The sequence below is a fragment of the Streptomyces sp. NPDC090045 genome, assembly GCF_044747975.1.
GTDB lineage: Bacteria > Actinomycetota > Actinomycetes > Streptomycetales > Streptomycetaceae > Streptomyces.
Window position 1 is genome coordinate 42,393 of the sequence record NZ_JBIVFA010000008.1, and the last position, 25,600, is coordinate 67,992.

Sequence of the window (25,600 nt, forward strand, 5' to 3'; positions counted from 1 at the left end):
GGTTCAGGCCTCCTCGGGAATCGGTTCGCGGGTACGGGCACCGGCGGGGCCGTCCTCCCAGCAGACGCTGAGGATCTCCAGCTCGCGGCCCGACAGCAGTTCCACGTCCGTGGCCCTGCCGCATCCGGGGCAGCACAGCTCGGGGGGCATCCCCACGGCCCAGGTGCCGGGGCAGGAGGCGCAGCGGGCGCGGGCCGGGACGGACTCGGTGACGAGCGAGGCTCCGTCGAGGACCGTTCCGGCACAGGCCAGTTCGAAACAGAAGGCCAGCGCGTCGGGGACCACGCCCGCCAGCTCGCCGACCTGCAGCCGTACGGAGGTGACGGCGCTTGCGCCGCCCGCCCGGGCCGCCTCTTCCACCTGGCCCACTACGGCCATGGCGATGGACATCTCGTGCATGGGACTCCGTCCTGCCGGGGCTCATTACACCGGCGGGACGGGGTCGTCGCGGTCGGGCACGCCGGTGCGCGGCGTGCCCCGTACGCCATTCGGGCGCGGCAGGGGCAGCGGCGTCACATCCTGCGGATGCGCAGGTAGCGCCTGAGGTCGGGGAGGACCACGGCCAGGACCACGGCGAGGGCGGCGGCCGCGGCCCCGCCGATGACGGCGTTCTTCATGGGGTTCTCCTCAGTTCGCGGCGGAGGCCGCCGGTTTCGTCGGGGGACGGACCGCGGATCAGGTCCAGGGCCATGCGTACGGCTTCCGGGACGGCGGCGGTCACGGGTGCGCTGAGCCCGATGCCCTCTTCGACACAGGCCGGTTCGCAGCCGAGGACCAGCGTGCGCCGCGGAGGGGTGGCGCCGGTGCCGGCGCACAGGGTGCCGAGCAGCGCGAGGACGGTGTCGGGTGACATGTGGTGGCCGTCGAGGACGGGGCCGCCGGGCGCGGCGTCCACGGGGCCCGGGCTGCCCGGATCCCCGCTGCCGTCGGCCTCGATGAGGTAGAGCGTGCCCGGCTCGCCGCCCCGTGCGGTGGCGTCGATCAGCAGGAGCGTGTCGTAGCCGTCGAGGAGCTGGTAGGCGAGGTGGACCCCGCGCACGCCGAAGTCCACCACCTCGACCCCGTCGGGCAGCGGGTGCGCGGACAGCGCCCGCACGGTCTCGACGCCGAAGCCGTCGTCGCCGAGGAAGACGTTGCCGATGCCCGCGATCAGGACCCTGTCGCTCACGCGTCCTCCAGGGGGGTGACCTCGTCGGGCTGGAAGTAGAGGAACCTTCCCTGCTCCCGCCGGATGTCGGCGCCCGGGTCCTCCTCGACGGTGACGGCGAGGTGGACCCCGCCGTCGACGTCGTGCAGGACCGCCTCGACGAGCGCGGCACGGCCCTGGAGGAAGAGGTCCTGGGCGTCGGTGCGCCGCAGTCCGGGGCGCAGCAGGACGCGGCTGCCCGGTCCCACCGAGGCGCCCCCGATCGTGATCCGGTCGCGGGCCGGGTCCGCGGTCTCCGCCCGGGCCGGGTCCCACCAGGGGGTGTCCGGCGTGAACACCGCGTCCACGTCGGGGAGTTCCCTCAGCAGGGGCGGCTGGTCCGGGCCGGTGATCTCCCGCAGGCCGCGCACCGCGCCGTGCAGGCGTTCCAGCACCTCGGGGGGCATGGAGTCGGCGAGGTCGATCACGGCGGCCGCGCGGGCGTCCGTACCGCGTGCCTCGCGCTTCTCCTGCTCGGTCAGGGCCGCCGTGCGCAGGGCGAGGATCTCGTCGATCTCGGTGGAGTCGTACATCGCGCCCGCGCTCTCGGGGGCGATGGCCGCGTGGTCCTCCAGGATGATCGGGGAGGACAGGACCACGTCGGCGCGGCCGGGTTCGCCCGCGAGCACCGGCCAGGTGTGGCGGTTGGCGCACGCCGCCACCGCCTCCCGGGCCCACTCGGGCGGGTCGGTCATGGACAGGAAGGAGCCCGCGTCGAGGCCCAGCAGGAGGTGGGCGGCGACCAGCGCGTGCGGCAGGGCGGCCTCGCGGTCGGCGGACCCGTTCCCGGAACCGGCCGCCGGAGCCCACGGGCTGGTGTTCTCCACCACCGCACGGAGCCTGAACACGCGGTAGGCGCCGTCGAGTTCGGTGGCCAGGAGCCTGAGGCGGCCTTCGACCTCCTCGGTACGCCGGACCATGCGGCCGACCGTCCGCCCCTCGCCGTCGAGGACGGTCTCGGTGTCGTCGCGGGCGGGGCGGCGGAAGGGAACGGTCACTTCTCCGGCCGCCAGTTCGGCGACGGGGACGTTCAGTTCGACCCGCTCCTCCACGCCCTCGTCCCAGGGGACCAGGACGCGGTCGGCCAGGTGCAGCTCGGCGACCTCCGCGAAGCGGCCGTCCTCCAGGGCCTGTTGGACGGTGCGCCGCTGGGCCCGCAGGAACCGCAGCTCCAGGGCGAGCGTCGCCCCGCCCTTCGGCTCCATCAGGATCTCGGTCTGCTGGAAGGCGTGCTCCTCGTGCGCGCGGCCCCACGCCGGGGGGACGAGCACGCCGAACTGCCAGCGCAGCCGGTTCTTGGCCGCCGAGGCCCGGTACGGGTAGAGCACGTACCCCTCGAGGAGGACGGCGTCGGCCACCTGCCGGGCGGCGGCGAAGCGGGACTGCGCCGCGGCGGTCGTCGTGGTCGGGGAGCCGGTCACGGGGCCGTCCTCTCACTGCGGCGGGGCAGGACCGCACCCAGCCGGAGGGCCCCGGGCGGGGGTGGCTGCGGGGGCGGGGCGGCCGCGTCCAGCAGGGCCCGTACGGTCGCCTCCCACGAGGCGAGGGCGTGGCGGGAGCGGAAGGCGAGCAGCTCGTCCATGGTGTCGCGGGGCAGCCGGAGCCAGCCGCAGCCGGGGAAGTGCTGCTCGACCATCTCGCGCCACACGGCCACGGGCATCCGGTACGCGGCTTCGCGGTCCCAGGGCACCGGCTCGACCCGGAAGCCGCCGTCACCGGTGAAGGCGGTGCCGGAGAAGAGCATCAGCAGCGGTACCTCCCCGTCCTCCAGGGCTTCGAAGTAGCGGGTCGCGGCGATGTCCATGTCGTAGGTGCACGGCACGACCAGGTCCGTCTCGGTCTCCCCGGTGAAGCTCGGGACCATGGCCTGGACCTGGGCGAACTGCACGGGCTTGAGCGAGGTGCCCCAGCGGGCGCGCTCGCCGAACAGGTCGGCCAGGCCCTCGGCCTCGGCGGGGCCGTAGCCGCGCCGGGCCGGTTCGATGCGGATCTGGCAGCGCAGGGCGAGGGCGTGCACCCGGGCTCCCCCGGCCGCGGTGATGCGCAGCCGGAAGACGAGGGTGGGGCCGGCGGCGTAGGGGTCGGCGCGCACCCCGGTGCAGGTGAAGGAGAACTCCGTCATCGGGCGTCCTCCGCCAGGATCCTGGCCCGGCGCTCCACCTGCGCGAAGAAGTCGCGCAGCGCGGCCCGGGCCTCCGCCCCGCCGTCGAAGCCCTGCCACAGCAGCCGCATCCGCCCCACCAGCTCGTAGCAGATGTCGATGGGCACCAGGTAGCACTCGGTGCGGCCCTCCGAGCGGCGCAGCAGCAGCGCCTCTACGTCGGGTTCGAGCAGCGCGGCGAGCCGGCCGGTGCCGAGGACGGTCTGCCAGGTCTCCGGGGCGAGTTCGCTCTCGGTGGCTCCGGCCGGGCTCGGGTAGAGGGCGACGAGCCGGTCGAGGGCGGCGTTGCGGAAGAAGAACGCGACCCCGACCGGGATCTGGAGGAGTTCCCACGCGCCCTCGTCGAGCCGGTGGCCCGGGTCGGTGAGGTAGCGGTCGGGGACGGCCCGCAGGCGTCCGGTGGCCGCGCCCGGCCGGTCGAACAGCAGGGCGCAGGCCGTGCAGGCGCAGACCAGCGTCCGCTTCTCGGTCTCCACCAGGTGGCGGTGGGACTCCCCGGGCACGATCACCCCGCACAGTTCGCAGGTCTCGGGCCGGGGCGGGCGCGGGCCCGCGAACCTGCGCAGCCCGCGCGGCGAGCGCGGGCCGTCCGTACGGATTCCGGGGCCGGTCACGACACCCGCGCCGGGCTGGGGGGCCGGGTGCCGATCTGGAGGAGGGCGGGCGGCGGGGCCGCGGCGGGTTCCATCTCCACGCTCGTCACCTCGGGCGCGAAGCAGGCGAGGGTGTCCTCCAGGGTCTGCCGGGCGTCGGCCTGACCGCCGCTGCCGCAGCCGCAGCCGCCGGTCGCGGGCCCGGGGCGCAGCCGCAGGACGCCGGTGCCCTCGTCGAAGGCGACCAGCTCCAGCGGGTCGGGGACCGCGTCCAGGGCGCGTGCGATCCGGGTGCGCGCGTCCTCGGGGTGCAGGCCGTGCAGGGAGAGCAGGCTGGCGACGAGTTCGTCGTCGAGCACCGCGTCGAGCGGGCCGTGCCCCAGCCCCTCGACGATCCGGGCGAGCCCGGCGCCGTAGAAGTCCATGAGGACGCGCACCAGTTCCTCGGCGGCCGCGCAGGCCGCCCGGTCGCCCGTGGCGGCGATCCGGTCGAGCACCTCCTCGACCCTGCGCCCCGCCTGGGCGGCGTCGAGCACCGCGCTCATCCGCCCAGTCCGCTCAGGCCGGTGGGCACGTGCATGGTCTTCACCGTCTTGCCGCCGCCGACGTACATGTGGACACCGCAGGGCAGGCAGGGGTCGAAGCTGCGCACCGCGCGCATGATGTCGATGCCCTTGAAGTTCTCCGGGCTGTTCTCCTCGAAGATCGGGGTGTTCTGGACGGCGTCCTCGTACGGTCCCGGGGTGCCGTAGCTGTCGCGGACGCTGGCGTTCCAGGGCGTCGGCGGGTACGGGTGGTAGTTGGCGATCTTCCCGTCGCGGATCACCATGTGGTGCGACAGGACGCCTCGTACGGCCTCGGTGAAGCCCACTCCGATGGACTCGTCCGGCACCTCGAACTTCTCCCAGGTCTGCGTGCGTCCCGCGCGGACCTCGGCGAGGCCCTTCTCGGCGCAGTGCAGGGCGATGGCGGCCGCGTACGCCTGGAAGTAGGTGCGGGCGCGGTTGCGCTCCAGCGCGTTGCTCCACTTCGGGATCTTCCACTCGAAGCGGGTCTCGGGCTTGGTCATCGTGCGCGGCAGGGTGATGACGACGCTGTTCCCGGTGGCCTGGACGTAGTCGGTGTGGACCAGCCCGGACAGGGCGGTGGACCACAGGCGGGCGATGGGGCCGCCGCCGGTGTCGAGCGCGAGGTGGTCCTTGCCGTCGAACCAGCGGGGCGACATCACCCAGCTGTACTTGTCGTCGAAGTTCCGCTTCTGCGGGGCGGGGATGGTGTGCTGGTTCCACGGGTGGCGGGGGTCGACCGGGTTGCCGAGCGGGTCGTGGGTGACGAACTGCTCCTGGCCCTGCCAGTCGTCGTAGTACGAGCTGCCGAGCAGGATGCGGATGCCGAGGTTGATCTCGGTGAGGTCGTTGGTGACCAGTTTGCCGTCGACGATCACGCCCGGGGTGACGAACATCTTCCGTCCCCAGTCGGTCATGTTGGCGTACGTGAAGTCGCAGTACTCGGGGTCGTTGAGGGCTCCCCAGCAGCCGAGCAGGACGCGCCGGCGGCCGACCTCCTCGTACCCGGGCAGGGCCTCGTAGAAGAAGTCGAAGAGGTCGTCGTGGAGGGGGACGACCTTCTTCATGAACTCGCAGTACCGCATGAGGCGGCTCATGTAGTCCGTGAAGAGCTGGACGGAGGCGATGGTGCCGACGCCGCCCGGGTAGAGCGTGGAGGGGTGCACGTGGCGCCCCTCCATCAGGCAGAACATCTCGCGCGTGTAGCGGCTGACCTGGAGGGCCTCGCGGTAGAACTCGCCCTCGATGGGGTTGAGGGAGCGCATGATGTCGGCGATGGTCTTGTAGCCGTGCTCCCCCGCGTGCGGGGACGGCGTGCGCTCGGCGAGCTCCAGGACACCGGGGTTGGTCTCGCGGACCATCTTCTCGCAGTAGTCGACCCCGACCAGGTTCTCCTGGAAGATGTTGTGGTCGAACATGTACTCCGCCGACTCGCCGAGGTTGATGATCCACTCGGCGAGGTGGGGCGGCTTCACCCCGTAGGCCATGTTCTGCGCGTACACGGAACAGGTGGCGTGGTTGTCACCGCAGATCCCGCAGATGCGGCTGGTGATGAAGTGCGCGTCGCGGGGGTCCTTGCCGCGCATGAAGACGCTGTAGCCGCGGAAGACTGACGAGGTGCTGTAGCACTCCGCCACCCGCTTCTGCTTGAAGTCGATCTTCGTGTGGATGCCGAGACTGCCCACGATCCGGGTGATCGGATCCCAGGCCATCTCCACCAGGCCGCTGCCGTCGCCGGCCGCCTTCGTGTTCGGTGCCATCGTGTCTGCCGTGACCCTTCTTCGGTGCGGGGAGCGGGAGTTGGGGTGTGTTTCCGGGGGCCGTCACCAGGGCGGGCGGTAGCCCGTGGTCAGGCTGCGGCCGCCGTGCCGCCATTTCGGCTCCTCGTCCACGGTGTGGGCGGTGACCGACCGGAGCTTGCGGATCAGGGCGCCGTACGCGCCGCTGGCCGTCACAGACACCCTGGCGCCGGGGGGCTCGTCCATGAACGGCATGAACTTGTCGGGGAAGCCGGGCATCGTGCAGGCGATGCAGATGCCGCCGACGTTGGGGCAGCCGCCGATGCCGTTCATCCAGCCGCGCTTGGGGACGTTGCACTTGACGACGGGACCCCAGCAGCCGAGCTTGACCAGGCACTTGGGCGAGTCGTAGGTCTGCGCGAACTGGCCCTGCTCGTAGTAGCCGGCGCGGTCGCAGCCCTCGTGGACGGTGGCGCCGAACAGCCAGGTGGGGCGCAGCTTGTCGTCGAGGGGGATCATCGGGGCGGAACCGGCCGCCTGGTACAGGAGGTAGGTCAGGGTCTCCGAGAAGTTGTCCGGCTGGATCGGGCAGCCCGGCACGCACACGATCGGGATGCCGGCCTTCGAGGTCCAGTCCCAGCCCAGGTAGTCGGGCACGCCCATGGCGCCCGTCGGATTGCCCTCCATGGCGTGGATGCCGCCGTACGTGGCGCAGGTGCCGATGGCGACGACCGCGAGGGCCTTGGGGGCCAGCCGGTCGATCCACTCGCTGGTGGTAATGGGCTGCCCGGTCTCCGGATCGTCGCCGAAGCCGCACCAGTAGCCCTCGGGCTTGATCTTCTCGTTGGGGATCGACCCCTCGACGACCAGGACGAACGGGTCGATCTCGCCCCGCTCGCCCTTGAAGAACCACTCGATGAACGTGTCGGCGCCGCCGACCGGTCCGCATTCGAAGTCGATCAGCGGCCAGTGCACGGCGATCTTGGGCAGACCGGGCAGCACGCCGGTCACGATCTCCTCGATGCTCGGCTGCATCGCGGCCGTCAAGGACACGGAGTCGCCGTCGCAGCTCAGGCCCGCGTTGATCCAGAGGATGTGGATCGGCGGGTCTTCGACCGGGTCCTTCGTCACTGCGGCCATGGGATGCCTCCTCGGGGAGGGGGTCGGGAAGGGGGTGCGGAGAGGCGGCCTGTCTCGTCCTCACCCTTCTTGCTAACAGCAGGCCGGGCCGGGCGCCGCGTCAGGTGCGGCCAGTCCAGTGACACCGCGCGGCCGGACGGCCGAGCGGGGCGCGGCGGCCGGCGGCGCGGTGACGGCCGGGGCGGCGGCCTGCGGGACGGCCCGGGGCGCGGCCTGCCGGGCGGCCTGCGGCGCGAGGGCGGCCGCGGAGGCGGCCGCGGGGGCCCGGTCCGTCGTGGCACGGGTGAGGTGGGGCGGGGTGGCGACCGCGCGCTCCTTGCGTACGAAGGCGCGGCGCAGGGCGTGGTAGGGGGCCTCCGGGTCGAAGAAGGTCCGCCGCATCCGGGCCAGCTCGGCCTCGCGGTGGGCGGCCAGCGGCCGGACCGCCTCGTCGCGCTCGCGGGCCGCCTTCTTGGCGGCGATCCGGGCCGCGGTGGCGGGCAGGGCGGCGAGGCGGGCCGCGAGGCGTTCCGTCTCGCCCGTGAACTCCTGGGGCGCGCAGGGCACCGTACGGTCGACCAGGCCCAGCCGCTGCGCGGCGGCGGCGCTCAGCGGCAGGGCCTCGGCGGTGAGGCGCTCCGCGAGGGCGGGGCCGACGCGGCGCGGCAGGGTGTAGGTCCAGTATTCGGAGCCGTACAGCCCCATCAGGCGGTAGTGCGGGTTCAGGACGACGCCCGAGCGGCACCAGACCTCGTCGGCCGCGAGGGCGAGCACGGCCCCGCCGGCGGCGGCGTTGCCGCCCAGCGCGCTGACCACGAGCCGGTCGGTGGTGGTCAGCACCGCCTCGACGAGGTCGTCCATGGCGTTGATGTTGGCCCAGGACTCCTCGGCCGGGTCGGCGGCGGCCTCGATGACGCCCAGGTGGATGCCGTTGGAGAAGAAGTCGCGGCCGCCGCCCAGGACCAGCACGGAGGTGGGGCGGGTGCAGGCGGTCCGGTACGCGTCCAGCAGGCGCCGGCAGTGGGCGGTGCTCATGGCGCCGCCGGGGAAGGAGAACGTCAGGAAGCCGGCCTGGCCCTCCTCGTGGTAGCCGATGTCGGACCAGGTGCGGCGGTGCGGGCCGGCGTCCGGGGGCGCGGGCACCTCGGGCAGCGGGGGCAGCCGGTCCGCCAGGGCCACCGTCGCGGGCAGTTTGGGTTCGGCCGGCCGGCCCGGCAGGCGGCGGGCGCGCAGTTCCGGGATCCAGACGGCGCCGTCGGCGGTGGCCCGGCAGACCGCGCCGGCCCGGGTGGCCAGCAGTGCGCCGGGGCGGCCGCGCAGCTGTTCCTCTCGGTGCCCGCCGTGCAGGAACCACTCGCCGCCGAGCAGGTCGTCCCGTACGCCGGGCTGCGAGTCGGCGGCGCGCAGCGCGCGCAGGACCTGCTCGGTGCCGTCCGCCTCCCAGTCGATCCGGCGCTCCTCCTGGCGCAGGAGCGGCCGGGCCCGGCCGCCGGTCTGCGGCCGCGGGACATAGGTGGCGGAGGCGAAGCGTTCCACCGCGAGGAGGACGGCCTCCAGGGCCGCGTCGGCGATCTCGCCGCGGTAGAGGTCGCTCTTGCCGACCGGCGGCACCGGGCAGTCGGCGCTCGCCCACACGTCGCCGGCGTCCATCTCCGCGTTGGCCTGCAGGACCGTGACCCCCCATCGGGTCTCCCGGTCCCGGATCGCGTGGTCGAGGGAGGAGGGGCCGCGGTCGCCGACCGGTCCCGGGTGGACGATCAGGCAGGTGTGGGCGGACCACACCTCCTCGGGGACGGCCGTGGTCAGCATCGGCGCGACCACGAGGTCGGGCCGGTGCCCGCGTACGGCCTCGGCCAGGGAGGTGCCGGGCAGGGCGAGTTCGACGGCGACGTGGTGGCCGTGGTCGCGCAGCTCGGCGTGGACTCGCTGCGTGAGGCTGTTGAACGCGCTCGCGACGAGCAGGACGTACAAGTGATCTCCCAGCGGCGGCCCGGAGCCGCGGTACGGCGGTGCCCGGCCCGACCGGCCGTGCGTGTCCGGAACATGACCGGCCGCCTGAGATGGTCGGGGAGATCGGGGCGCCCGCGGCCGAGGCCGCGCGGGTCGTCACTCGAAAGCGCCCCTTACGGGGTCCGCTCGGCCCAAGGGCGGGTCCGCTACTCGACGTCCTCGATCCCGATGGCCTTGGCCAGGTCCCGGTGCGCGGGGCCCGGCTCGCCCTGGTACTGCTCCAGGAGGGCGGCGGCGATGGCGTCGAGCTTGACCTGGATCGCGTGCTCGGCCCGGCGTTCGGAGTTCTTCAGCAGGGCCAGGAGCAGCAGGGCGACCGCGCCCATCGCGTCGCCGAGGAGGTGCTGCCAGCTGACGTCCAGGTGAGCCAGGTGGACCGCGACGAAGCCCGCGACCAGCAGGACGCAGAACAGGGAGAAGGCAGGGGAGCTGGTGAAGTTCGAAGCCAGCTCCGCCAGCTTCTCGAAGCGGCCGAGCCGCCCGTGGTCACCCTTTTCCGAGGGATGTTCGAGGGCCATGGTGTGCAGGTGCCCGCTCAGGCCGCACCCAATCGGACCGGCCCGCTCAAGCACCCGACCGGCCCACGCCGGCGGGGGTCCGGGGCCGCCACCGGCTCCGGGCCGTCACCTCGCCCGTACGGGCGCCCACAGGCTGACGCTCCACACGTCCCCGTGCCCCGTGTGGCAGCCCCGCTCCTCCTCCTCGTCGTCCACGACGAGCACGGAGACGTGGGACGCCTCCGCCCGGTACTCGAGGAATCCGCCCTGGGCGCTGACCGTGAGTTCCGGGGCTCCGGGGACGCGCTCGAGCTCCTCCCGCACGGCTTCCCAGGCGACGTGGCGGGGGAAGTCGACCTCCATGATCCGGGCCCATTCCCGGGCCATGTCGTGGCCGGACGCGAGCCGGTGCAGCTCGATGGACGCGCCGGACATCACCCACTCGTCGCCGGGGTTGAAGGAGAACTCGACGAATCCGTGATCGCGGCGCAGCGACTCGCCGCCCTCGTCCACGACGTCGACGAAGCGGTGGCGGACGGCCCGGCCGGCCTCGTCGAGGGTGGAGCCGATGCCGAGCCCGTGCAGGCGTCCGGTCCTGAGGAAGGAGGCGAGGAATGCGATGCCGTTCACGGCAGGGATCATCACACGTCCGGTCGTGCGGTCGCCATGCGCACCCGCCCCGACGGACCGGGCGGGATCCGGCTGTTGAACGTGGACCGCGGGCCACGCAGGATGGCCACGAGCGAGGGAGGCCCGTGAATCCGTCCACCGAAGTGACCACGCGGACCGTGCGCGCCGAGGACGGCGCCACGGTCCATGTCCGGTTCCACCGAAGGCCGGAGGATCCGTCGGCCCCCGTGCTGGTGTGCATGCCCGCCATGGGCACCAGGGCCGTCTCCTACACGCCCCTGGCGGAGGCCCTCGTCCGGGCCGGGTTCCAGGTGGTCCTCGGCGAACTGCGGGGGCAGGGCACGAGCTCCGTACACGTGCGGCGCGGGGTGCGCTACGGCTACCACGAGATGGTGAGCTACGACTACCCGGCGCTGTTCCGGGCGGTCGCGGCCGCCTTCCCCGGGGCTCCGCGCTTCCTCCTGGGGCACAGCCTCGGCGGTCAGCTCGGCGCGCTCTACCTCAGCCAGGAGCCGCACATGGCCGCGGGCGCGGTCCTGGTGGGCGCCCCTTCCTGCCACTACCGCGGCTGGCCTTTCCCGCAGAGCCTCGGGATGCTGGCGGGATTCCGGCTCGCCGCCGCGTTCTCCTCGGCGTACGGGTACTTCCCCGGGCGGCGCATCGGCGTACTGGGCAACGACTCCGCCCAGGTCCTGCGGGACATGGCCACCCAGGTCCGGACGGGCCGCTACCGCGTGCCGTCCTCCCCCGTGGACTTCGAGCCCTCACTGGCCGGGCTGGACCTGCCGGTGCTCGCGGTGACCGTCAAGGGCGACGCCATGGCCCCGCCCGCAGGGGTGCGGGGACTCAGCGACAAGCTCACGAGCGCGCGGGTGACGCACTGGGAGCTGGTCCTCGGCGAGGGGGTGCCGGGCAGCCGGCACTACGGGTGGATCCGCGACCACGCCTCGCTCGTCGACCGGGTGCGGACCTTCGTGGACCAGGTCTGACCGGCCTGCGGCGACGGGCCCGCGCGCCGGCCCGTCAGCCCAGACGGGACGGAGAGGAGGCGCCGGGGGTCAGCAGCCGGGGGGCGCCGGTGCCGTCGGCGGGCACGGTCCACAGGTCGGTGCTGTCGGCGGCCCCGTCGGTGGGCAGGGCGTAGGCCAGGGTCCGGTCGTCGAGCCAGGCGGCCTGGTCGTCCACGCTGCGCTTCTCGGCGAGCGCGTGCTCGCGGAGCGTACCCAGGTCCATGACGTGTTCGCGCCACAGCGAGGCTCCGGCCCGCACCCGCTTCTTGTACGCGATGCGGGTCTCGTCCGGCGACAGGGACGGGCATTCGACGTTCTGCGCGAGGGTGGTGACGGTACGCCGGGAGATCGATCCCCTGACCAGATGGGTCTGGCCGGCGGTGGCGAGCGTGGCGTAGAAGGTGTCGTCGTCCTTGGAGAAGGTGACGCCCCAGAAGTTCACGTCCTGGGCGCGGTAGTCCCGGCCGTCCATGGAGATGGCGAACTCCTCCAGGCTGGATTCGAGCTTCCCCGTGCGGGTGTCCAGGATCGCGGTGCGCGTGGAGAAGAACGCGGAGCCGTAGGACTCGCCGGAGACGAAGACGGTCCAGGCGGCGAACCGGCCGCTGGGCGAGACGCGGGCACGGCTGGGGGTGCCCGCCAGGGGGAGGCTGCGCACCGTGCGCAGGTCGGCGTCGACGATCAGGGCCTTGTTGTCCTGGGCGAGCGCGCCCGGCGAGGAGCGCAGGCACACGCCGGTGCCGGCGGCCGCGTGGAAGCGCTGGCAGTCGAGGTCGGAGGCGGTGCGCGCGGACTGGGGCGCGTCGGCCGGGACCGAGGCGAGCGTGCCGCGGTGGGGGCCCTGTCCGCTGTTGAGGAAGGCCAGTTCCCCCTGCCGGGTGAGGGTGACGCCGCCCGCGGCGATCTCCGGGCCGCCCGTACGGGGCCGGTCGGCGCGGTCGGCGGCGCGCACCACCAGCGCGGTGGCGAGGCCTCCGAGCAGCAGCACCGCCACGGCGAGGACGAGCAGGCGGCGTGAGAACGACAGCGTCATACGGGGGGCCTCACGGGCTTCGGGTCGAGGTCAGAGTCGGAGTCGGAGTCGGGGAGGACGGGGCCGTCTTCGGGGGCGGCCGGGCGCAGGACGAGGCCGGCGACGGCCGCGCAGCACAGCAGTCCGGCCGCGGCGGCGGCGAGGGCCGGGCCGGTGCCCCAGAGGCTCCACGCCGCGCCGAAGGCCAGCGAGCAGCCGAAGCGGGCCAGTGCCTGGCCGGTGCCGACCAGGGCGAGGCCGGTGGCGCGCAGCCCGCCGGGGACGGTGGCGGCCACGGCGGCGGGGAGCACGCCGTCGGTGGCGGCGTAGAACATGCCGTGCAGTGCGAGGACGAGGTAGGGCAGCGGCGGCCAGTCGGGGGCCCACAGCAGCAGCCCGTAGCCGGCCAGCAGGAGGGCGTGCCCGGTGAGGAACACGGTGCGCCGGCCGATCCGGTCGGCGAGGGCCCCGGCAGGGACGGCCAGCAGCAGGAACACGGCGGCGGTGCCCAGCGGCAGGAGCGGGAACCACTGCTCGCCGATGCCGGTGCGGCGCTGCAGCAGCAGGTAGACGAAGGCGTCGCTGACCGTGGTGAGGCCCAGCAGGACGGCGCAGAGCGCCAAGGCGCGCAGCCGGGGCAGCCGCAGCAGGGCCATCGCGTCGCGCAGCCGTACGGGGTCCGGGCGGGCCGCGCCGCCGCCGTCGGCCGGCCGGGGCGGGACCGCCGCGGCCCCGCCGGACGGGACGAACAGCACGAGGACCACGACGCCGAGCACCGCCACGCACGCGCTGACGCCGAAGACGGCGTCGTACCCGTCGACCGCCATGCTCAGCACGAGGAACGCGGCGAGCGGGCCGAGCAGCGCCCCGGTGGTGTCCATGGCCCGGTGCACGCCGAAGGCGCGGCCTTGTAACCCGGCCGGTGTCGAGAGGGAGATCATGGCGTCGCGCGGCGCGGTGCGCAGGCCCTTGCCGGTGCGTTCCAGCGCGAGGATCACGCTGATCGGGCCGAGGCTGTGGGCGAACAGCAGCAGCGGCTTGCACAGGGCCGACAGTCCGTAGCCGATGCCGGCGATCAGCTTGTGGTTGCGGACCCGGTCGGCGAGATGGCCGCCGGTCAGCTGCACCAGGGCGCTGACTCCGTTGTAGAGGCCGTCGAGGGCGCCGAAACCGAGCGGGCTCAGGCCCAGTCCGGCGATCAGGTACAGGGGCAGGACCGCGGTGACCATCTCGGAGGAGACGTCGGTGATCAGGCTGACCGTGCCCAGGGCCAGGACGGCGGAGGTGACGGCGGGGGTCCGTAAGGATCCCCGGTCCGGCGGGGTCCCCGTGTCCGCGGGCGAGGGCGCGGAGCGGTCCGCGAGGTACATGCGCTGGAGCTCCCGGTGCCGACGGTCTGAGTCCTCGAACGTGCGAGTGAAACCCTAGTGGTTGTACGGGCCAACGGTGGGGCGTACGGCCCGATTCGGCCGCACGCCCCGGTGCCGGCGCTCAGCCCTGCCGGCTGCTCTCGTCCCGCAGCCAGGTGGAGAAGTCCTGGTTCCGGATGGCCTTGCGGGACCCCCTGCGGGCGGCGAGCGCCGCCAGGACGAAGACCACCACGCCGGGGAGCAGCCGCGGCTGGGCCCGCAGCAGGACGCGCAGGTCGGCCGTGCCCGTACGGGCGGACGGCGCGGCCGCACCGGCCCGTTGCGAGGCCTGGAAGCGCTCGAACTCGGCGGAGGAGGTCGCCGCGCGGATCCGCCGCCGCACGAGGTCGGACCAGGTGCGCGGCGGGTGCACGACGACCCGGGCCGCCTCGACGACGCGCCGCTCCTCCGGCCCGAAGGCGAGGGACGCGGCCAGGTCGTCGGCCATCAGCGGGGGCAGCGCGGCGATCCGCGCGTGCCCCGGCTCGGTCACCGCGATGACCCCCCGCCCGAACAGCCCCTCGCGGACGGCCGGGAGCAGCTGCCACACGCGGTAGTACGCGCGGACCGGCCAGGCGCAGCCGGCCAGCGGGATGTCACGGCCGGGGGCGGCGGCGAGCAGGCCCGGACTTCCGGCGAGGGCGCCCGTCAGGGCCCGTACGTCGGCGGCCCCGACGACGACGTCGGCGTCCACGTAGAGGCGGGGGAAGCCCCGCGCGTGCTCGTCCCCGACCCGGAGTGCCGTGTGTTTGGAGGGAGTCGGTATCTCCACCACCCGTACGCGGGAGCCGCGCGCGCCCGCCACCCGGGCGGTGTCGTCCGTACAGCCGTTGCACACCACGACGATGTCGGGTCCGTCCGCCGGTGTGCCGGTGTTGCCGTCGGCGTCGGCCAGGAGCGCGTCGAGGAGCCGGCCGATGACCCGGCCCTCGTTGTGGGCCGGGATCACGATGCTGGTCACCCGGGCAGTATGCACGGTCGAACACCCGCGCCAGGCGATTCCGCCAACTCTGCCCGGGGGTACGCCCGGTGGACTAGATTGAGCGGCGCCGAGCGGATTCGGCGCGCTTCGGCGCGGCCGGCACGATCCGGAACCGGCAAGGGTGGTACGGGTTCGGCTGCTTGTGGGGAACAGGCGGTCGGGCCGGGGGGCGGCATACGCGATTCACGCAGAACATCGGTTGTGGGGGGCCATCACCGTTGAGCAGGTCACGCACGGGACGCGCAGGCGTCCGGCGTGCCCCTCGGCGACGGCGTTCCTCCTCCACCACACGCGTCCCGGCCATGGGTTGTCGACACGCCAGTCGGCGTGCGCGGAAGGAAGGGAACGCTGTGAAGGACACCTCCAAGGACGGCGCGCAGAGCGCCGACCGCACCGTCGGGCAGGGCGCCGGAATCTCCGGCCGGGGGTCCGCGGCTCCCTTAGGCATCGCCGTGGTCGGAGCGGGCTACTGGGGCCCCAATCTCGTCCGCAACTTCCAGTCCAGCCCGCAGTTCCGGCTGCGGTGGCTCTGCGACCTGGACATCGACCGGGCCCGCCAGGCGCTCGGCAGGTACTCCACGGTGCAGCCGACCTCGGACTACGCGGCGGTCCTCGCCGACCCGTCCGTCCAGGCGGTCGCCGTGGCCACCCCGGCCGGCACGCACCTGGACGTCGCGCTGGCCGCCCTGCGGGCCGGCAAGCACGTCCTCGTGGAGAAGCCGCTCGCCGCCACGTACGAGGACGGGATGCGGCTGGTCGCGGAGGCGGAGAAGCGCGGTCTCACCCTGATGTGCGACCACACCTACTGCTACACCCCGGCGGTGCGCCGCATCCGGGAGATGGTCCGCTCCGGCGAACTCGGCGAGATCCACTTCGTCGACTCGGTACGGATCAACCTGGGGCTCGTCCAGAAGGACATCGACGTCCTGTGGGACCTGGCCCCCCACGACCTGTCGGTCCTCGACTTCATCCTCCCCGACCACGTGCAGCCGGTGGCCGTCGCCACGACCGGCGCCGATCCGATCGGGGCCGGCCAGTCCTGCGTGGCCTACCTGACCCTCCAGCTGAGCACCGGCGCCATCGCGCACGTGCACGTCAACTGGCTCTCCCCGACGAAGGTGCGCACCACCATGGTCGGCGGCTCCAAGCGCACCCTGGTCTGGGACGACCTCAACCCCACCCAGCGCGTCTCGGTGTTCGACCGGGGCGTGGAGCTGAGCACCCCGCAGGAGATCGGCGCCGACGAGCGCCGCGACATGCTCGTCTCCTACCGGAGCGGCGACATGGTGGCGCCCGCGATCGGCGAGAAGGAAGCACTGCGCAGCATGGTCGAGGAGTTCGCCGACGCCATCAGGACGGGCCGGCCGCCGCTGACCGACGGACGGGCCGGCCTGAAGGTGCTGGACATCCTGGAAGCGGCCTCCCGGAGCCTGGAGTTCAAGGGCGCGGTCGTCGGACTGCGCACCGGCCGCTGACCGTTCGCGGATCCGTGACACGAAAGACGATGAACGACTCAGTGGGGGCAGGGCGTTGAGCAGCGTACGAGGCAAGAGGATTCTGGTCACCGGCGGAGCGGGCACCATCGGCTCGCACCTGGTGGACCTGCTGGTGGACAACGGGGCGCGCGAGGTCGTGGTGCTCGACAACTTCGTGCGGGGGCGGACCGCCAACCTGGCCCGCGCCCTGCCGAGCGGCGTGGTGGAGGTCGTCGAGGGGGACATCCGCGACCTGGCCGCGGTGCGCAAGGCGACGGAGGGCGCCGAGCTGGTGTTCCACCTGGCGGCCATCCGGATCACCCAGTGCGCGGAGGAGCCGCGGCTGGCGAACGAGGTGATGGTGGACGGCACGTTCAACGTGCTGGAGTCGGCGGCCGCGGCCGGCGTGGGCAAGGTGATCGCCTCGTCCTCGGCCTCGGTCTACGGACTGGCCGAGCAGTTCCCGACGACCGAGCGCCACCACCCGTACAACAACGACACCTTCTACGGCGCCGCGAAGGCCTTCAACGAGGGAATGCTGCGCAGCTTCCACTCCATGTACGGGCTGGACTACGTCGCCCTGCGCTACTTCAACGTGTACGGGCCGCGGATGGACATCCACGGGCTCTACACCGAGGTGCTGATCCGCTGGATGGAGCGCATCGCCTCGGGCGAGCCGCCGCTGATCCTCGGAGACGGCCTCCAGACGATGGACTTCGTCGACGTGCGGGACATCGCGCGCGCCAACCTGCTGGCCGCCGAATCGGACCTGACCGACGAGGTGTTCAACATCGCGAGCGGGACCGAGACCAGCCTGCTGGAGCTGGCGAACGGCCTGCTGGAGGCGATGGGCGCGGACGGCCTGGCGCCGGAGCACGGCCCGGCCCGCGCCGTGAACGGCGTGACCCGCCGGCTCGCGGACACCGCACGGGCCGCGGAGCGGCTCGGCTTCACCGCCGGGATCGACCTGCGCAGCGGGCTGCGGGACCTGGTGGACTGGTGGCGGGCCGAGCGCGCCGCCGACGCCGCGTCGGCAGCCGCGGCGGCAGCGGCGGACACCGCGGCCGGGGAGGCCGGCCGATGAGCGCGCAGGATCCCGTACCGCCCGCCCGCGTCCCGGTCATGGTGCCGTGGCTGGGCGAGGAGGAGGCGAAGGCCGCCGCCGACGCGGTGCTCTCCGGCTGGGTGGCGCAGGGCCCGCGGGTCGCCGCGTTCGAGCGGGCCTTCGCCGAGCGGGTGGGCGCCGGGCACGGCATCGCGGTGAGTTCGTGCACCACCGCCCTGCACCTGGCCCTCATCGCGCTGGACCTGGGCCCGGACGACGAGGTGATCGTCCCCTCCCTGTCCTTCATCGCCACGGCCAACGCGGTCCGCTACGTGGGCGCGCGACCGGTGTTCGCGGACGTCGAGGAGGCCACCGGCAACCTCACCCCGGCCACCGTGGACGCGGTCCGCACCTCCCGGACGAAGGCGGTGCTCGCCGTCCACCAGGGCGGGGTGCCCGCCGACGTGCACGCGCTGCGCGCGGCGTGCGCCGACTGGGACGTCGCCCTGGTGGAGGACGCCGCCTGCGGCATCGGCGCCACGGTCGGCGGCAAGTCCGTCGGCCACGGTGCGCTGCTCGCCGCCTGGTCCTTCCACCCCCGCAAGGTGATCACCACCGGCGAGGGCGGCATGCTGACCACGGACGACGCGCAGTGGGCGGAGCGGCTGCGGCGGCTGCGCGAGCACGGGATGAACGTGTCCGCCGCACAGCGCCACGCGAGCAGCAAGCCGATCGTCGAGAGCTACCTGGAGGTCGGCTACAACTACCGGATGACCGACATCCAGGCCGCGGTCGGCCTGGTGCAGCTCGGCAAGCTGGACGAGATCGTGGCCCGGCGCCGGTCGCTGGCCGCCCGGTACGCGCAGCTGCTGCGCGGCGTGCCGGGTCTCACCCCGGTCCGGGACCCCGGTCACGGCGAGGGCAACTTCCAGTCGTACTGGGTGCTGCTGGCCGAGGACTTCCCGGTCGGCCGGGACGAGCTGCTCGCGGTGCTCTCCGAGGCGGGGATCTCGGCCCGGCGCGGGATCATGGCCTCGCACCTGGAGCCGGCGTACGCGGGCCACGGCGCGGCGCCGCTGCCGGTCACGGAGCGGATCAGCCGGGATTCGCTGATCCTGCCGCTGTTCCACACGATGACGGACGACCAGCAGGACCGGGTGGTGGCGGTGCTGCGCGAACAGGCCGGCGGATGAACGGGCCGCGGGGCACCGAGGACCTGCTGATCGTCGGCGCGGGCGGGTTCGCCCGGGAGACCGCCCAGGCGGTCCGGGACGTGGCCGCCGCCGACGTGGCACGGGGCCTTGCGCCGCGGTGGCGGCTCATCGGGCACCTCGACGACGATCCGGCCCTGGAGGGCCGGGACGTCGACGGGGTGCCGGTGCTGGGCGGCAGCGAGCGGGTGCACGAGCTGTGGGCCGCCCGGGTGGTGGTCTGCGTGGGCAGCCCGCGCGACTACGCCGTGCGCGCCCGCGTGGTGCGGCGCCTGGGGCTGCCCGTGAACCGCTACGCGACCGTGGTCCACCCCACGGCGGTGGTGTCGGCGTCCTCGATGCTCGGCGCGGGCTCGGTGCTGCTGGCGCAGTGCGTGCTGACCGCCGCCGTCCGGGTGGGCTCGCACGTGGCGGTGATGCCCCAGGTGGTCCTCACCCACGACGACGCGGTCGGGGACTTCGCCACGCTCGCCTCGGGGGTGCGCCTCGGCGGCGGGGTGCGGCTGGGGCGGGGGGCCTATGTGGGCGCGGGCTCGCTGGTCCGCGAGTACACGACGGTCGGCGCCTGGTCGCTGACCGGTATGGGAAGCACGGTCCTGGCCGATGTGCCGCCCGGCGAGGTGTGGGCCGGGAGCCCGGCCCGCCGGCTGCGCGCGGCGGACGCTCCGGCGCTCGACGAGCTGCGGACCGATGGGGAGATGACCGGCCGGTGGCCGGGGACACGGATGGAGAGCCCAGTCGCATGAACCAGATACCGCTCGTGGACCTGAAGGCGGCGCACGCCGAGGTCGCCGGGGAATTACGGGCCGGATTCGACCGTGTCCTCGAGAACACCGCCTTCATCGGCGGTGAGGAGGTCCGCGCGTTCGAGCGCGAGTACGCCGACTTCGCCGGGGTCGGTCACTGCGTGGGCGTCGCCAACGGAACCGACGCCCTCGAACTGGCGCTGCGGGCCAGTGGGGTCGGGGTGGGCGACGAGGTGGTGCTGCCCGCCAACACCTTCATCGCCACCGCGGGCGCCGTCGCCCGGATCGGCGCCCGGCCGGTGCTGGTCGACTGCCTCCCCGACACGCTGCTGATGGACCCGCGGGCCGCGCTGGACGCGGTCGGCAAGGCCACCCGCGCGGTGGTCCCGGTCCACCTGTACGGGCAGTGCGCCGCCACCGCGGAGCTGACCGCGCAGCTGCCGGCGCACGTACGGATCGTCGAGGACGCCGCCCAGAGCCAGGGCGCGACCCGCGACGGCCGCTCCCCCGGCAGCGGCGGGATCGCCGCGACCAGCTTCTACCCGGGCAAGAACCTCGGCGCGTACGGCGACGCGGGCGCGGTGGTGACCGACGACGAGGAGAGCACGGACCTGGTCCGGGCCCTGGCCAACCACGGCGGCGTCGCCAAGTACCGGCACGACGTGGCCGGTTTCAACAGCCGGCTGGACGGACTGCAGGCCGTGGTCCTGCGGGCGAAGCTGGCCCGGCTCGCGGAGGGGAACGCGGCCCGCCGGGCCGCGGCCGCCCGCTACGACGGCCTGCTCGGCGGGCTCGCGGCGGCCGGCCGGGTCACCCTGCCGGTCACGGCGAAGGGCAACGTCCACGTGTGGCACCTGTACGTCGTACGGGTCGCCGGAGCGGACCGCGACGCCGTCGTCGGCAAGCTCAACGCGGAGGGCATCGGAGCGGGCGTGCACTATCCGGCCCCGGTCCACCTCACCCCGGCCTTCGCCCACCTCGGGCACGGCCGCGGCGCCTTCCCGCGCGCCGAGGACGCCGCGGACCGGATGCTCTCCCTCCCCCTCTTCCCGCAGATCACCGCCGCCCAGCAGCAGCGGGTCGTGGACACGCTCAGCGACGCACTGCGCTGACACCTCCCGGTTCACGCCAACAAATGAGGTACAGATGAACAAGCGGAGAAGGCTGCTCCGGTTTCGGTACGGTCTTTTCACCGTGGTCGCCGCCCTGGTGGCCACGGTTCTCTCACCGGCCTCGGTGGCCGGTGCCGCCGACCCCTGCGGTCCGACGTCGAACGCCGTGGTCTGCGAGAACTCCAAGCCGGGCACACCGATGTCGGACTGGTTCGCGCCCAGCGCCTGGGGCGACATCAAGGGCTTCAGCGCCCAGACGAGCGTCCAGGCCGGCGACACCGTCCAGTTCAAGGTCCAGTCCCCCTCCCCCTACCGCGTCTCGGTCTACCGGCTGGGCCACTACGGGGGCAACGGCGCCCGGATGCTGTCGACGGAGGCCCAGGCCGCCCAGACCTACCCGGCCAACTTCGCCCAGGGCGGGAATCCGAAGAACTGCACGACCAAGGCCTCGACCGGTCTGGTCGACTGCGGCAACTGGCCCGTGACGGCCACGTGGAGCGTGCCGTCCGACGCGGTCTCCGGCCTGTACATCGCCAACTTCGACCAGGCGGACGGCAACGGCCTGATGCCGTACCCGTTCGTCGTCCGCAACGACTCCAGCCACTCCGACATCCTGGTCCAGACGAGCGACCAGACCTGGCAGGCGTACAACAACTACGGCGGCCAGGACCTCTACGACGGCGCCGGTCCCGCACCGGACGGGCGGGCGTACGAGGTGAGTTACAACCGGCCGCTGGACATCGGCGGGGAGAACGGGATCTACGGATCCGAGTACCAGATGATCTCGTGGCTGGAGCGCAACGGCTACGACGTCAGCTACATGTCCGGGATCGACATGTCGGTGCGCGGCGGCTCCCTGATGCAGAACCACAAGGTGTTCATGTCCTCGGGGCACGACGAGTACTGGACGCAGGAGCAGTTCAGCAACGCCCTGAACGCCCGGCGCGCCGGTCAGCACCAGACGTACTTCGCCGGGAACGAGATCTTCTGGAAGACCCGGCTGGCGCCGAGCATCGACGGCGCCAACACCGCCAACCGGACCCTGGTCTGCTACAAGGAGACCAAGCTGTCCTTCCCGGTGCCCAACGGCGTTCCCGACCCGAGCGGCACCTGGACGGGCACCTTCATGGACCCGGCCAGCGCCACCAACGGGCGTCCGTACCAGCCCCAGAACCAGCTGACCGGAACCCTGTTCACGGTGAACGGCTACCGGGCGGACGCGATCACCGTGCCGGGCACCTTCGCCAAGATGCGGCTGTGGCGCAACACCACCGTCGCGAACCTGACCCCCTCGCAGACCGCGACCTTCCCGACCGGAACGCTCGGCTACGAGTGGGACTCCGACATCGAGGACGCGGCGCGGCCGCCGGGGCAGATCAAGATGTCCTCCACCACCGTGGACATCGAGGACGGCAAGTACCGGCTGGACTACGGCAACACCTACGGGAACGGCACCGCGACGCACAGCCTGGTCGCCTTCCGCGACCAGACCTCGCACGCACTGGTCTTCGGCACGGGCACCGTGCAGTGGTCGTGGGGCCTGACCAACATGCCGACGGGCAATCCGGACGACGCGGTGGTCACCGAGGACAAGCGGATGCAGCAGGCCACCGTCAACGTCTTCGCGGACATGGGGGTGCAGCCCAAGAGCCTGCAGGGCAACCTGGTCCCGGCCACCGCGTCCACCGACGCCACCGGGCCGACCGTCAGCGTGACGAGCCCCGCGTCCGGCGCCACCGTGCCGGCCCTGCGGCCCGTGACCGTCACCGGCACGGCGGCCGACAGCGGTGGCGGCGTGGTGGCCCGCGTGGAGGTCTCCACGGACGGCGGAACCACCTGGAAGGCGACCACCGGCGTCGGCTCCTGGAGCTACACCTGGACGCCGACCGCTCCCGGCTCCGTGCAGGTCAAGGTCCGCGCGGTGGACGACAGCGTCAACATCGGCGCCGTCACCACGGTGCCGCTGACCGTCGGCCCCCAGCAGTGCCCCTGCACCGTCTGGCCCGCGGCCGCGGTACCGGGGACCGTCAACGCGGGTGACGGCAGCGCGGTGGAGCTCGGCGTGAAGATCCGCACCACGGCGGCCGGTTCGATCACCGGCGTCCGCTTCTACAAGTCCCCGGCGAACACGGGCACGCACACCGGCAGCCTGTGGAGCTCCAGCGGTCAGCGCCTGGCCACGGGCACGTTCACCAACGAGACGGCCTCGGGCTGGCAGCAGCTGAACTTCGCCACTCCGGTGCCCGTCAAGGCGAACACCACGTACATCGCCTCCTACTTCGCCCCGCACGGCGGGTACTCCTTCGACAACACCTTCGCCTCCGGCCCCGCGGGGCTCGCCCCGCTCACCGCGCTCAAGAGCGGGACCGACGGCGGCAACGGCGTCTACCGCTACAGCCCGACGGGCGGCTTCCCGAACACGGCCGCGAGCGGCAGCAACTACTGGGTCGACGCGGTCCTGGACACCTCGGCCGCGAGCACCACACCGCCCACCGTCACCTCCACCTCGCCGCAGTCGGCGGCGACCGGCACGCAGATCACGGCATCGGCGTCGGCGACCTTCTCCACGGCCATCGACTCCGACACCCTGGTGTTCACCCTGAAGGACTCCGGGGGAGCCGCCATCCCGGGTACGAAGGTGATGGGGGCGGCCAACAGCGCGACCTTCACGCCTTCCAGCGAACTCGCGCTGAACTCGACCTACACCCTCTCGGTCCAGGCGAGCGACCTGTGGGGCAACGCGATGGCCGCACCGGTCACGTGGAACTTCACCACAAGTCCCAACCCGCCCACCGTGAACTGCCCTTGCGGCCTCTGGCCGAACACCGCCACGCCGACCACCGCGAACGTGGTGGACGACACCAACTCCGTGGAGCTGGGCACCCGCTTCCAGTCGGCGGTGAACGGCTACATCACCGGTGTCACCTTCTACAAGGGCGCCGGCAACACCGGTACCCACACCGGCAGTCTCTGGGCCGCCGACGGCACCCTGCTCGCCACCGGAACCTTCGGCAGCGAGACCCTGTCCGGCTGGCAGCAGCTCAAGTTCGCCACCTCGGTGCCCGTCACCGCCGGCACCTCGTACGTGGCCTCGTACCACGCGCCGCACGGCAACTACTCCGTGGACGGCGGCTACTTCGCCGGGGCGCACCGCTCCTATCCCCTGGTCGCACCGGCCGACGGATCGGGCGGCGCCAACGGCCTCTACAAGTACGGCGCGACCACCACGTTCCCCACGAACACCTTCGGCTCGGTGAACTACTGGGTCGGGCCGATCTTCACCACCACCCTGCCGAACGGCATCCAGTCGGACGGTTCCACGGAGGTGGCCGGCCAGTGAGCACGGTCAGCGTGGTGATCCCCTGCTACAAGTACGGCCATTTCCTGGCCGACTGCGTCAAGAGCGTCCTGGACGAGCAGGAGGGCGTCGACGTCCGGGTGCTGATCATCGACGACGCCTCCCCCGACGACTCGGCGGAGGTCGCGCGCGCCCTGGCGGCCGCCGACCCGCGGATCGAGGTGCGGGTCCACGAGCAGAACCGGGGTCACATCGCCACCTACAACGAGGGCCTGCTGGAGTGGGCCGACGGGGACTACGTCGCCCTGCTCTCGGCCGACGACCGGCTGGTCCCCGGGGCGCTGGTGCGTGCCGCCGCCCTGCTCGACGCGCATCCGGAGGCCGGCTTCGCCTACGGCCGGCCGCTGCGCTTCCAGCACGGCGGCCCGCTGCCCGCGGCCCGTACCCACAGCACGGGGTCGGTCGTCTACCCCGGGCAGTGGTGGCTGGAGCGGCGGTTCCGTGAGGGCACCGGATGCATCACCTCACCCGAGGTGGTCGTCCGCACCAGCCTCCAGCGCAAGGTCGGCGGCTACGATCCCGAGCTGCCGCACGCCGGTGACATCGAGATGTGGATGCGGCTCGCGGCCCACGCGGACGTGGGCTACGTCCAGGGGGCCGACCAGGCCTTCTACCGGGTCCACGGCAACAACATGTCCACCACGGACTTCGGTGGGCAGCTCGACGACCTGCGCCAGCGCCTGGTCGCCTTCGACTCGGTGCTCGACAAGTGCGGCGGTCTGCTGCCGGGTGCCGACCGGCTGGCGGTGGCGGCGCGCACCCGGCTCGCCCGGTACGCGCTGCGGCGCGCCTACCGTGCGTACGACCGGGGACGCACGGCGGTGGTACCGGTCGACGAGCTCGTGGAGTTCGCCGCCGAGTGCCTGCCCGGCGGCTACACGTCGCTGGCCGAGTACCGGGCCCTGCGCAGGCGCCGGCGGGTCGGTCCGCGCGTGATGCCCTACCTTCAGCCGCTGGTGCTGTCGGCCGTCGCCGACCGGGGGCGCGAGTGGCTGTGGTGGCGGTCCTGGAAGCGCCGAGGGATCTGATGCCCCGTCTCCACCGGTTCCACCGGCGGGTCCTGCGGACCGGCGTCGGCGCTCTCGCGCCGGCGCCGGTTCCGGCGTGTCAGGAGCCGGTCGGTCCACAGGGCCGCCGCCACCCCGCCGACCGCGGCCAGCAGGGCCACTCCGGCCAGGCCGCGCACCCGGTCGCCGGTCCGCGCGAAGGCGTGCGGCTGCACCAGCAGGTCCACGCTCATCCGGGCGGCGTCCGGGATGCCCTGCTGCGTCTGGAGTTCGGCGAGGTGCCGGGTGTAGACCTCGATGATCTTCCGTACGGAGGCGTCGGCCGCGGCGGGGTCGGAGTGCTCCACCTGGATCTGGAGCGAGGGGATCAGGTGGCGCGGGCTGACGCTCGTACCGCTGTTGCGCGGTGTCATCCGGTAGGTGCCGGTGACTCCCGCGGCCTTGAGCTCGGCCGCTCCCGCGGGCGAGCCGAGCTGCTGCACCACCGCGTAGGAGACGGCGGCGAGCGGCGGCTGGAGGTTCGCGAGCTGGTTGGGCTGCCTGCCGGTCACCGGCGGCTTGAGCACCACGATCGCGGAGCTGAGATGGACCGGTTCGGGCCGCAGCACCGTCGCCGCTCCGGCGGCCGCGAGCAGCATCGCCACGACCAGGACGTACCAGCGCCGACGCAGCGCACGGACCAACTCACCAGGCGACACGGGGATCCTTTCCTTCATGTCCGATCTTTGCAGG

Annotated in this window: 24 protein-coding genes; 8 read left to right on the plus strand and 16 right to left on the minus strand. The window is 73.1% G+C overall.

The genetic code is table 11. From position 1 onward, the window contains the following. Positions 1-3 precede the first annotated feature (3 nt). The 12 genes from ACIPYQ_RS21785 to ACIPYQ_RS21840 form a co-directional block, all read right to left on the minus strand. Positions 4-399: a hydrogenase maturation nickel metallochaperone HypA gene (locus ACIPYQ_RS21785; RefSeq protein ID WP_361754427.1), complete on the minus strand. Its 396-nt coding sequence runs from the start codon at positions 397-399 to the stop codon at positions 4-6. A gap of 113 nt (positions 400-512) precedes the next feature. Next, positions 513-617: a DUF6893 family small protein gene (locus tag ACIPYQ_RS21790; RefSeq protein ID WP_401253538.1), complete on the minus strand. Its 105-nt coding sequence runs from the start codon at positions 615-617 to the stop codon at positions 513-515. Continuing rightward, a complete protein-coding gene (locus ACIPYQ_RS21795) occupies positions 614-1,168 on the minus strand; it encodes a hydrogenase maturation protease (RefSeq protein ID WP_401253541.1) in 555 nt (184 codons plus the stop codon). The genes ACIPYQ_RS21790 and ACIPYQ_RS21795 overlap by 4 nt, the downstream gene beginning before the upstream one ends. Beyond that, positions 1,165-2,607, minus strand: coding sequence for a hypothetical protein (locus tag ACIPYQ_RS21800; protein WP_401253544.1), 1,443 nt, complete (start codon positions 2,605-2,607; stop codon positions 1,165-1,167). The genes ACIPYQ_RS21795 and ACIPYQ_RS21800 overlap by 4 nt, the downstream gene beginning before the upstream one ends. Further along, the gene (locus tag ACIPYQ_RS21805) at positions 2,604-3,308 is read right to left on the minus strand and encodes a DUF6084 family protein (RefSeq protein ID WP_401253547.1); all 705 of its coding nucleotides are present in this window, start codon (positions 3,306-3,308) and stop codon (positions 2,604-2,606) included. Before ACIPYQ_RS21805 ends, ACIPYQ_RS21800 begins: the two co-directional genes overlap by 4 nt. Beyond that, the gene (locus ACIPYQ_RS21810) at positions 3,305-3,961 is read right to left on the minus strand and encodes a DUF5947 family protein (protein WP_401253550.1); all 657 of its coding nucleotides are present in this window, start codon (positions 3,959-3,961) and stop codon (positions 3,305-3,307) included. Before ACIPYQ_RS21810 ends, ACIPYQ_RS21805 begins: the two co-directional genes overlap by 4 nt. Beyond that, on the minus strand, positions 3,958-4,485 hold the full coding sequence (locus tag ACIPYQ_RS21815; RefSeq protein ID WP_401253553.1) for a hypothetical protein: 528 nt from the start codon (positions 4,483-4,485) through the stop codon (positions 3,958-3,960). The genes ACIPYQ_RS21810 and ACIPYQ_RS21815 overlap by 4 nt, the downstream gene beginning before the upstream one ends. Continuing rightward, positions 4,482-6,266: a nickel-dependent hydrogenase large subunit gene (locus tag ACIPYQ_RS21820; protein ID WP_361754409.1), complete on the minus strand. Its 1,785-nt coding sequence runs from the start codon at positions 6,264-6,266 to the stop codon at positions 4,482-4,484. Before ACIPYQ_RS21820 ends, ACIPYQ_RS21815 begins: the two co-directional genes overlap by 4 nt. Positions 6,267-6,329: 63 nt before the next feature. Continuing rightward, positions 6,330-7,385 (minus strand): hydrogenase expression protein HypE, encoded by a 1,056-nt coding sequence (locus ACIPYQ_RS21825; RefSeq protein WP_361754406.1) that lies wholly within the window; start codon positions 7,383-7,385, stop codon positions 6,330-6,332. A gap of 72 nt (positions 7,386-7,457) precedes the next feature. Continuing rightward, entirely contained in the window at positions 7,458-9,335 is a 1,878-nt protein-coding gene (locus tag ACIPYQ_RS21830) for a hydrogenase maturation protein (RefSeq protein WP_401253557.1), read from the minus strand. Between the two features lie 185 nt (positions 9,336-9,520). Beyond that, the gene (locus ACIPYQ_RS21835) at positions 9,521-9,892 is read right to left on the minus strand and encodes a hypothetical protein (RefSeq protein ID WP_401253560.1); all 372 of its coding nucleotides are present in this window, start codon (positions 9,890-9,892) and stop codon (positions 9,521-9,523) included. Between the two features lie 105 nt (positions 9,893-9,997). Then, entirely contained in the window at positions 9,998-10,501 is a 504-nt protein-coding gene (locus ACIPYQ_RS21840) for a hypothetical protein (protein ID WP_401253563.1), read from the minus strand. Between the two features lie 125 nt (positions 10,502-10,626). Between ACIPYQ_RS21840 and ACIPYQ_RS21845 the strand changes: the two genes are divergently transcribed. Next, entirely contained in the window at positions 10,627-11,490 is an 864-nt protein-coding gene (locus ACIPYQ_RS21845; protein WP_401253565.1) for an alpha/beta fold hydrolase, read from the plus strand. Between the two features lie 34 nt (positions 11,491-11,524). Here ACIPYQ_RS21845 and ACIPYQ_RS21850 read toward each other — a convergent pair whose 3' ends face one another. The 3 genes from ACIPYQ_RS21850 to ACIPYQ_RS21860 form a co-directional block, all read right to left on the minus strand. Further along, complete coding sequence (locus tag ACIPYQ_RS21850) at positions 11,525-12,544, minus strand: TolB family protein (RefSeq protein ID WP_401253568.1); 1,020 nt, start codon at positions 12,542-12,544, stop codon at positions 11,525-11,527. Further along, on the minus strand, positions 12,541-13,893 hold the full coding sequence (locus ACIPYQ_RS21855) for an MFS transporter (RefSeq protein ID WP_401253570.1): 1,353 nt from the start codon (positions 13,891-13,893) through the stop codon (positions 12,541-12,543). The genes ACIPYQ_RS21850 and ACIPYQ_RS21855 overlap by 4 nt, the downstream gene beginning before the upstream one ends. A 121-nt stretch (positions 13,894-14,014) precedes the next feature. Next, positions 14,015-14,893 (minus strand): glycosyltransferase, encoded by an 879-nt coding sequence (locus ACIPYQ_RS21860; protein WP_401253573.1) that lies wholly within the window; start codon positions 14,891-14,893, stop codon positions 14,015-14,017. Between the two features lie 371 nt (positions 14,894-15,264). Between ACIPYQ_RS21860 and ACIPYQ_RS21865 the strand changes: the two genes are divergently transcribed. From ACIPYQ_RS21865 to ACIPYQ_RS21895, 7 genes are read left to right on the plus strand one after another with little or no spacing between them, the layout of a single operon-like run. Next, positions 15,265-16,389: a Gfo/Idh/MocA family protein gene (locus tag ACIPYQ_RS21865; protein ID WP_401253576.1), complete on the plus strand. Its 1,125-nt coding sequence runs from the start codon at positions 15,265-15,267 to the stop codon at positions 16,387-16,389. A 55-nt stretch (positions 16,390-16,444) separates the two neighbouring features. Further along, entirely contained in the window at positions 16,445-17,473 is a 1,029-nt protein-coding gene (locus ACIPYQ_RS21870; protein ID WP_401253579.1) for an NAD-dependent epimerase/dehydratase family protein, read from the plus strand. Further along, a complete protein-coding gene (locus tag ACIPYQ_RS21875) occupies positions 17,470-18,627 on the plus strand; it encodes a DegT/DnrJ/EryC1/StrS family aminotransferase (protein WP_401253582.1) in 1,158 nt (385 codons plus the stop codon). Before ACIPYQ_RS21870 ends, ACIPYQ_RS21875 begins: the two co-directional genes overlap by 4 nt. After that, positions 18,624-19,391, plus strand: a complete 768-nt coding sequence (locus ACIPYQ_RS21880) for a NeuD/PglB/VioB family sugar acetyltransferase (RefSeq protein WP_401253585.1) — start codon at positions 18,624-18,626, stop codon at positions 19,389-19,391. The genes ACIPYQ_RS21875 and ACIPYQ_RS21880 overlap by 4 nt, the downstream gene beginning before the upstream one ends. After that, the gene (locus ACIPYQ_RS21885) at positions 19,388-20,503 is read left to right on the plus strand and encodes a DegT/DnrJ/EryC1/StrS family aminotransferase (protein ID WP_401253588.1); all 1,116 of its coding nucleotides are present in this window, start codon (positions 19,388-19,390) and stop codon (positions 20,501-20,503) included. The genes ACIPYQ_RS21880 and ACIPYQ_RS21885 overlap by 4 nt, the downstream gene beginning before the upstream one ends. A 34-nt stretch (positions 20,504-20,537) precedes the next feature. Further along, positions 20,538-23,843, plus strand: a complete 3,306-nt coding sequence (locus ACIPYQ_RS21890; RefSeq protein ID WP_401253591.1) for a DUF4082 domain-containing protein — start codon at positions 20,538-20,540, stop codon at positions 23,841-23,843. Then, positions 23,840-24,889 carry a glycosyltransferase gene (locus ACIPYQ_RS21895; protein WP_401253594.1) on the plus strand — a complete coding sequence of 350 codons (1,050 nt, stop codon included), beginning with the start codon at positions 23,840-23,842 and terminating at the stop codon, positions 24,887-24,889. Before ACIPYQ_RS21890 ends, ACIPYQ_RS21895 begins: the two co-directional genes overlap by 4 nt. Here the strand turns inward: ACIPYQ_RS21895 and ACIPYQ_RS21900 are convergent. Beyond that, positions 24,808-25,584, minus strand: a complete 777-nt coding sequence (locus ACIPYQ_RS21900; RefSeq protein WP_401253597.1) for a hypothetical protein — start codon at positions 25,582-25,584, stop codon at positions 24,808-24,810. The two genes, ACIPYQ_RS21895 and ACIPYQ_RS21900, sit on opposite strands and share 82 nt — an antisense overlap. Between the last annotated feature and the right edge of the window lie 16 nt (positions 25,585-25,600).

Coding starts and splice junctions, on each gene's coding strand:
- ACIPYQ_RS21785 (WP_361754427.1), bottom strand. CDS start 399: ATGCACGAGATGTCCATCGCCATGGCCGTAGTGGGCCAGGTGGAAGAG.
- ACIPYQ_RS21790 (WP_401253538.1), bottom strand. CDS start 617: ATGAAGAACGCCGTCATCGGCGGGGCCGCGGCCGCCGCCCTCGCCGTG.
- ACIPYQ_RS21805 (WP_401253547.1), bottom strand. CDS start 3,308: ATGACGGAGTTCTCCTTCACCTGCACCGGGGTGCGCGCCGACCCCTAC.
- ACIPYQ_RS21815 (WP_401253553.1), bottom strand. CDS start 4,485: ATGAGCGCGGTGCTCGACGCCGCCCAGGCGGGGCGCAGGGTCGAGGAG.
- ACIPYQ_RS21820 (WP_361754409.1), bottom strand. CDS start 6,266: ATGGCACCGAACACGAAGGCGGCCGGCGACGGCAGCGGCCTGGTGGAG.
- ACIPYQ_RS21825 (WP_361754406.1), bottom strand. CDS start 7,385: ATGGCCGCAGTGACGAAGGACCCGGTCGAAGACCCGCCGATCCACATC.
- ACIPYQ_RS21835 (WP_401253560.1), bottom strand. CDS start 9,892: ATGGCCCTCGAACATCCCTCGGAAAAGGGTGACCACGGGCGGCTCGGC.
- ACIPYQ_RS21850 (WP_401253568.1), bottom strand. CDS start 12,544: ATGACGCTGTCGTTCTCACGCCGCCTGCTCGTCCTCGCCGTGGCGGTG.
- ACIPYQ_RS21855 (WP_401253570.1), bottom strand. CDS start 13,893: ATGTACCTCGCGGACCGCTCCGCGCCCTCGCCCGCGGACACGGGGACC.
- ACIPYQ_RS21875 (WP_401253582.1), top strand. CDS start 17,470: ATGAGCGCGCAGGATCCCGTACCGCCCGCCCGCGTCCCGGTCATGGTG.
- ACIPYQ_RS21880 (WP_401253585.1), top strand. CDS start 18,624: ATGAACGGGCCGCGGGGCACCGAGGACCTGCTGATCGTCGGCGCGGGC.
- ACIPYQ_RS21885 (WP_401253588.1), top strand. CDS start 19,388: ATGAACCAGATACCGCTCGTGGACCTGAAGGCGGCGCACGCCGAGGTC.
- ACIPYQ_RS21890 (WP_401253591.1), top strand. CDS start 20,538: ATGAACAAGCGGAGAAGGCTGCTCCGGTTTCGGTACGGTCTTTTCACC.
- ACIPYQ_RS21900 (WP_401253597.1), bottom strand. CDS start 25,584: ATGAAGGAAAGGATCCCCGTGTCGCCTGGTGAGTTGGTCCGTGCGCTG.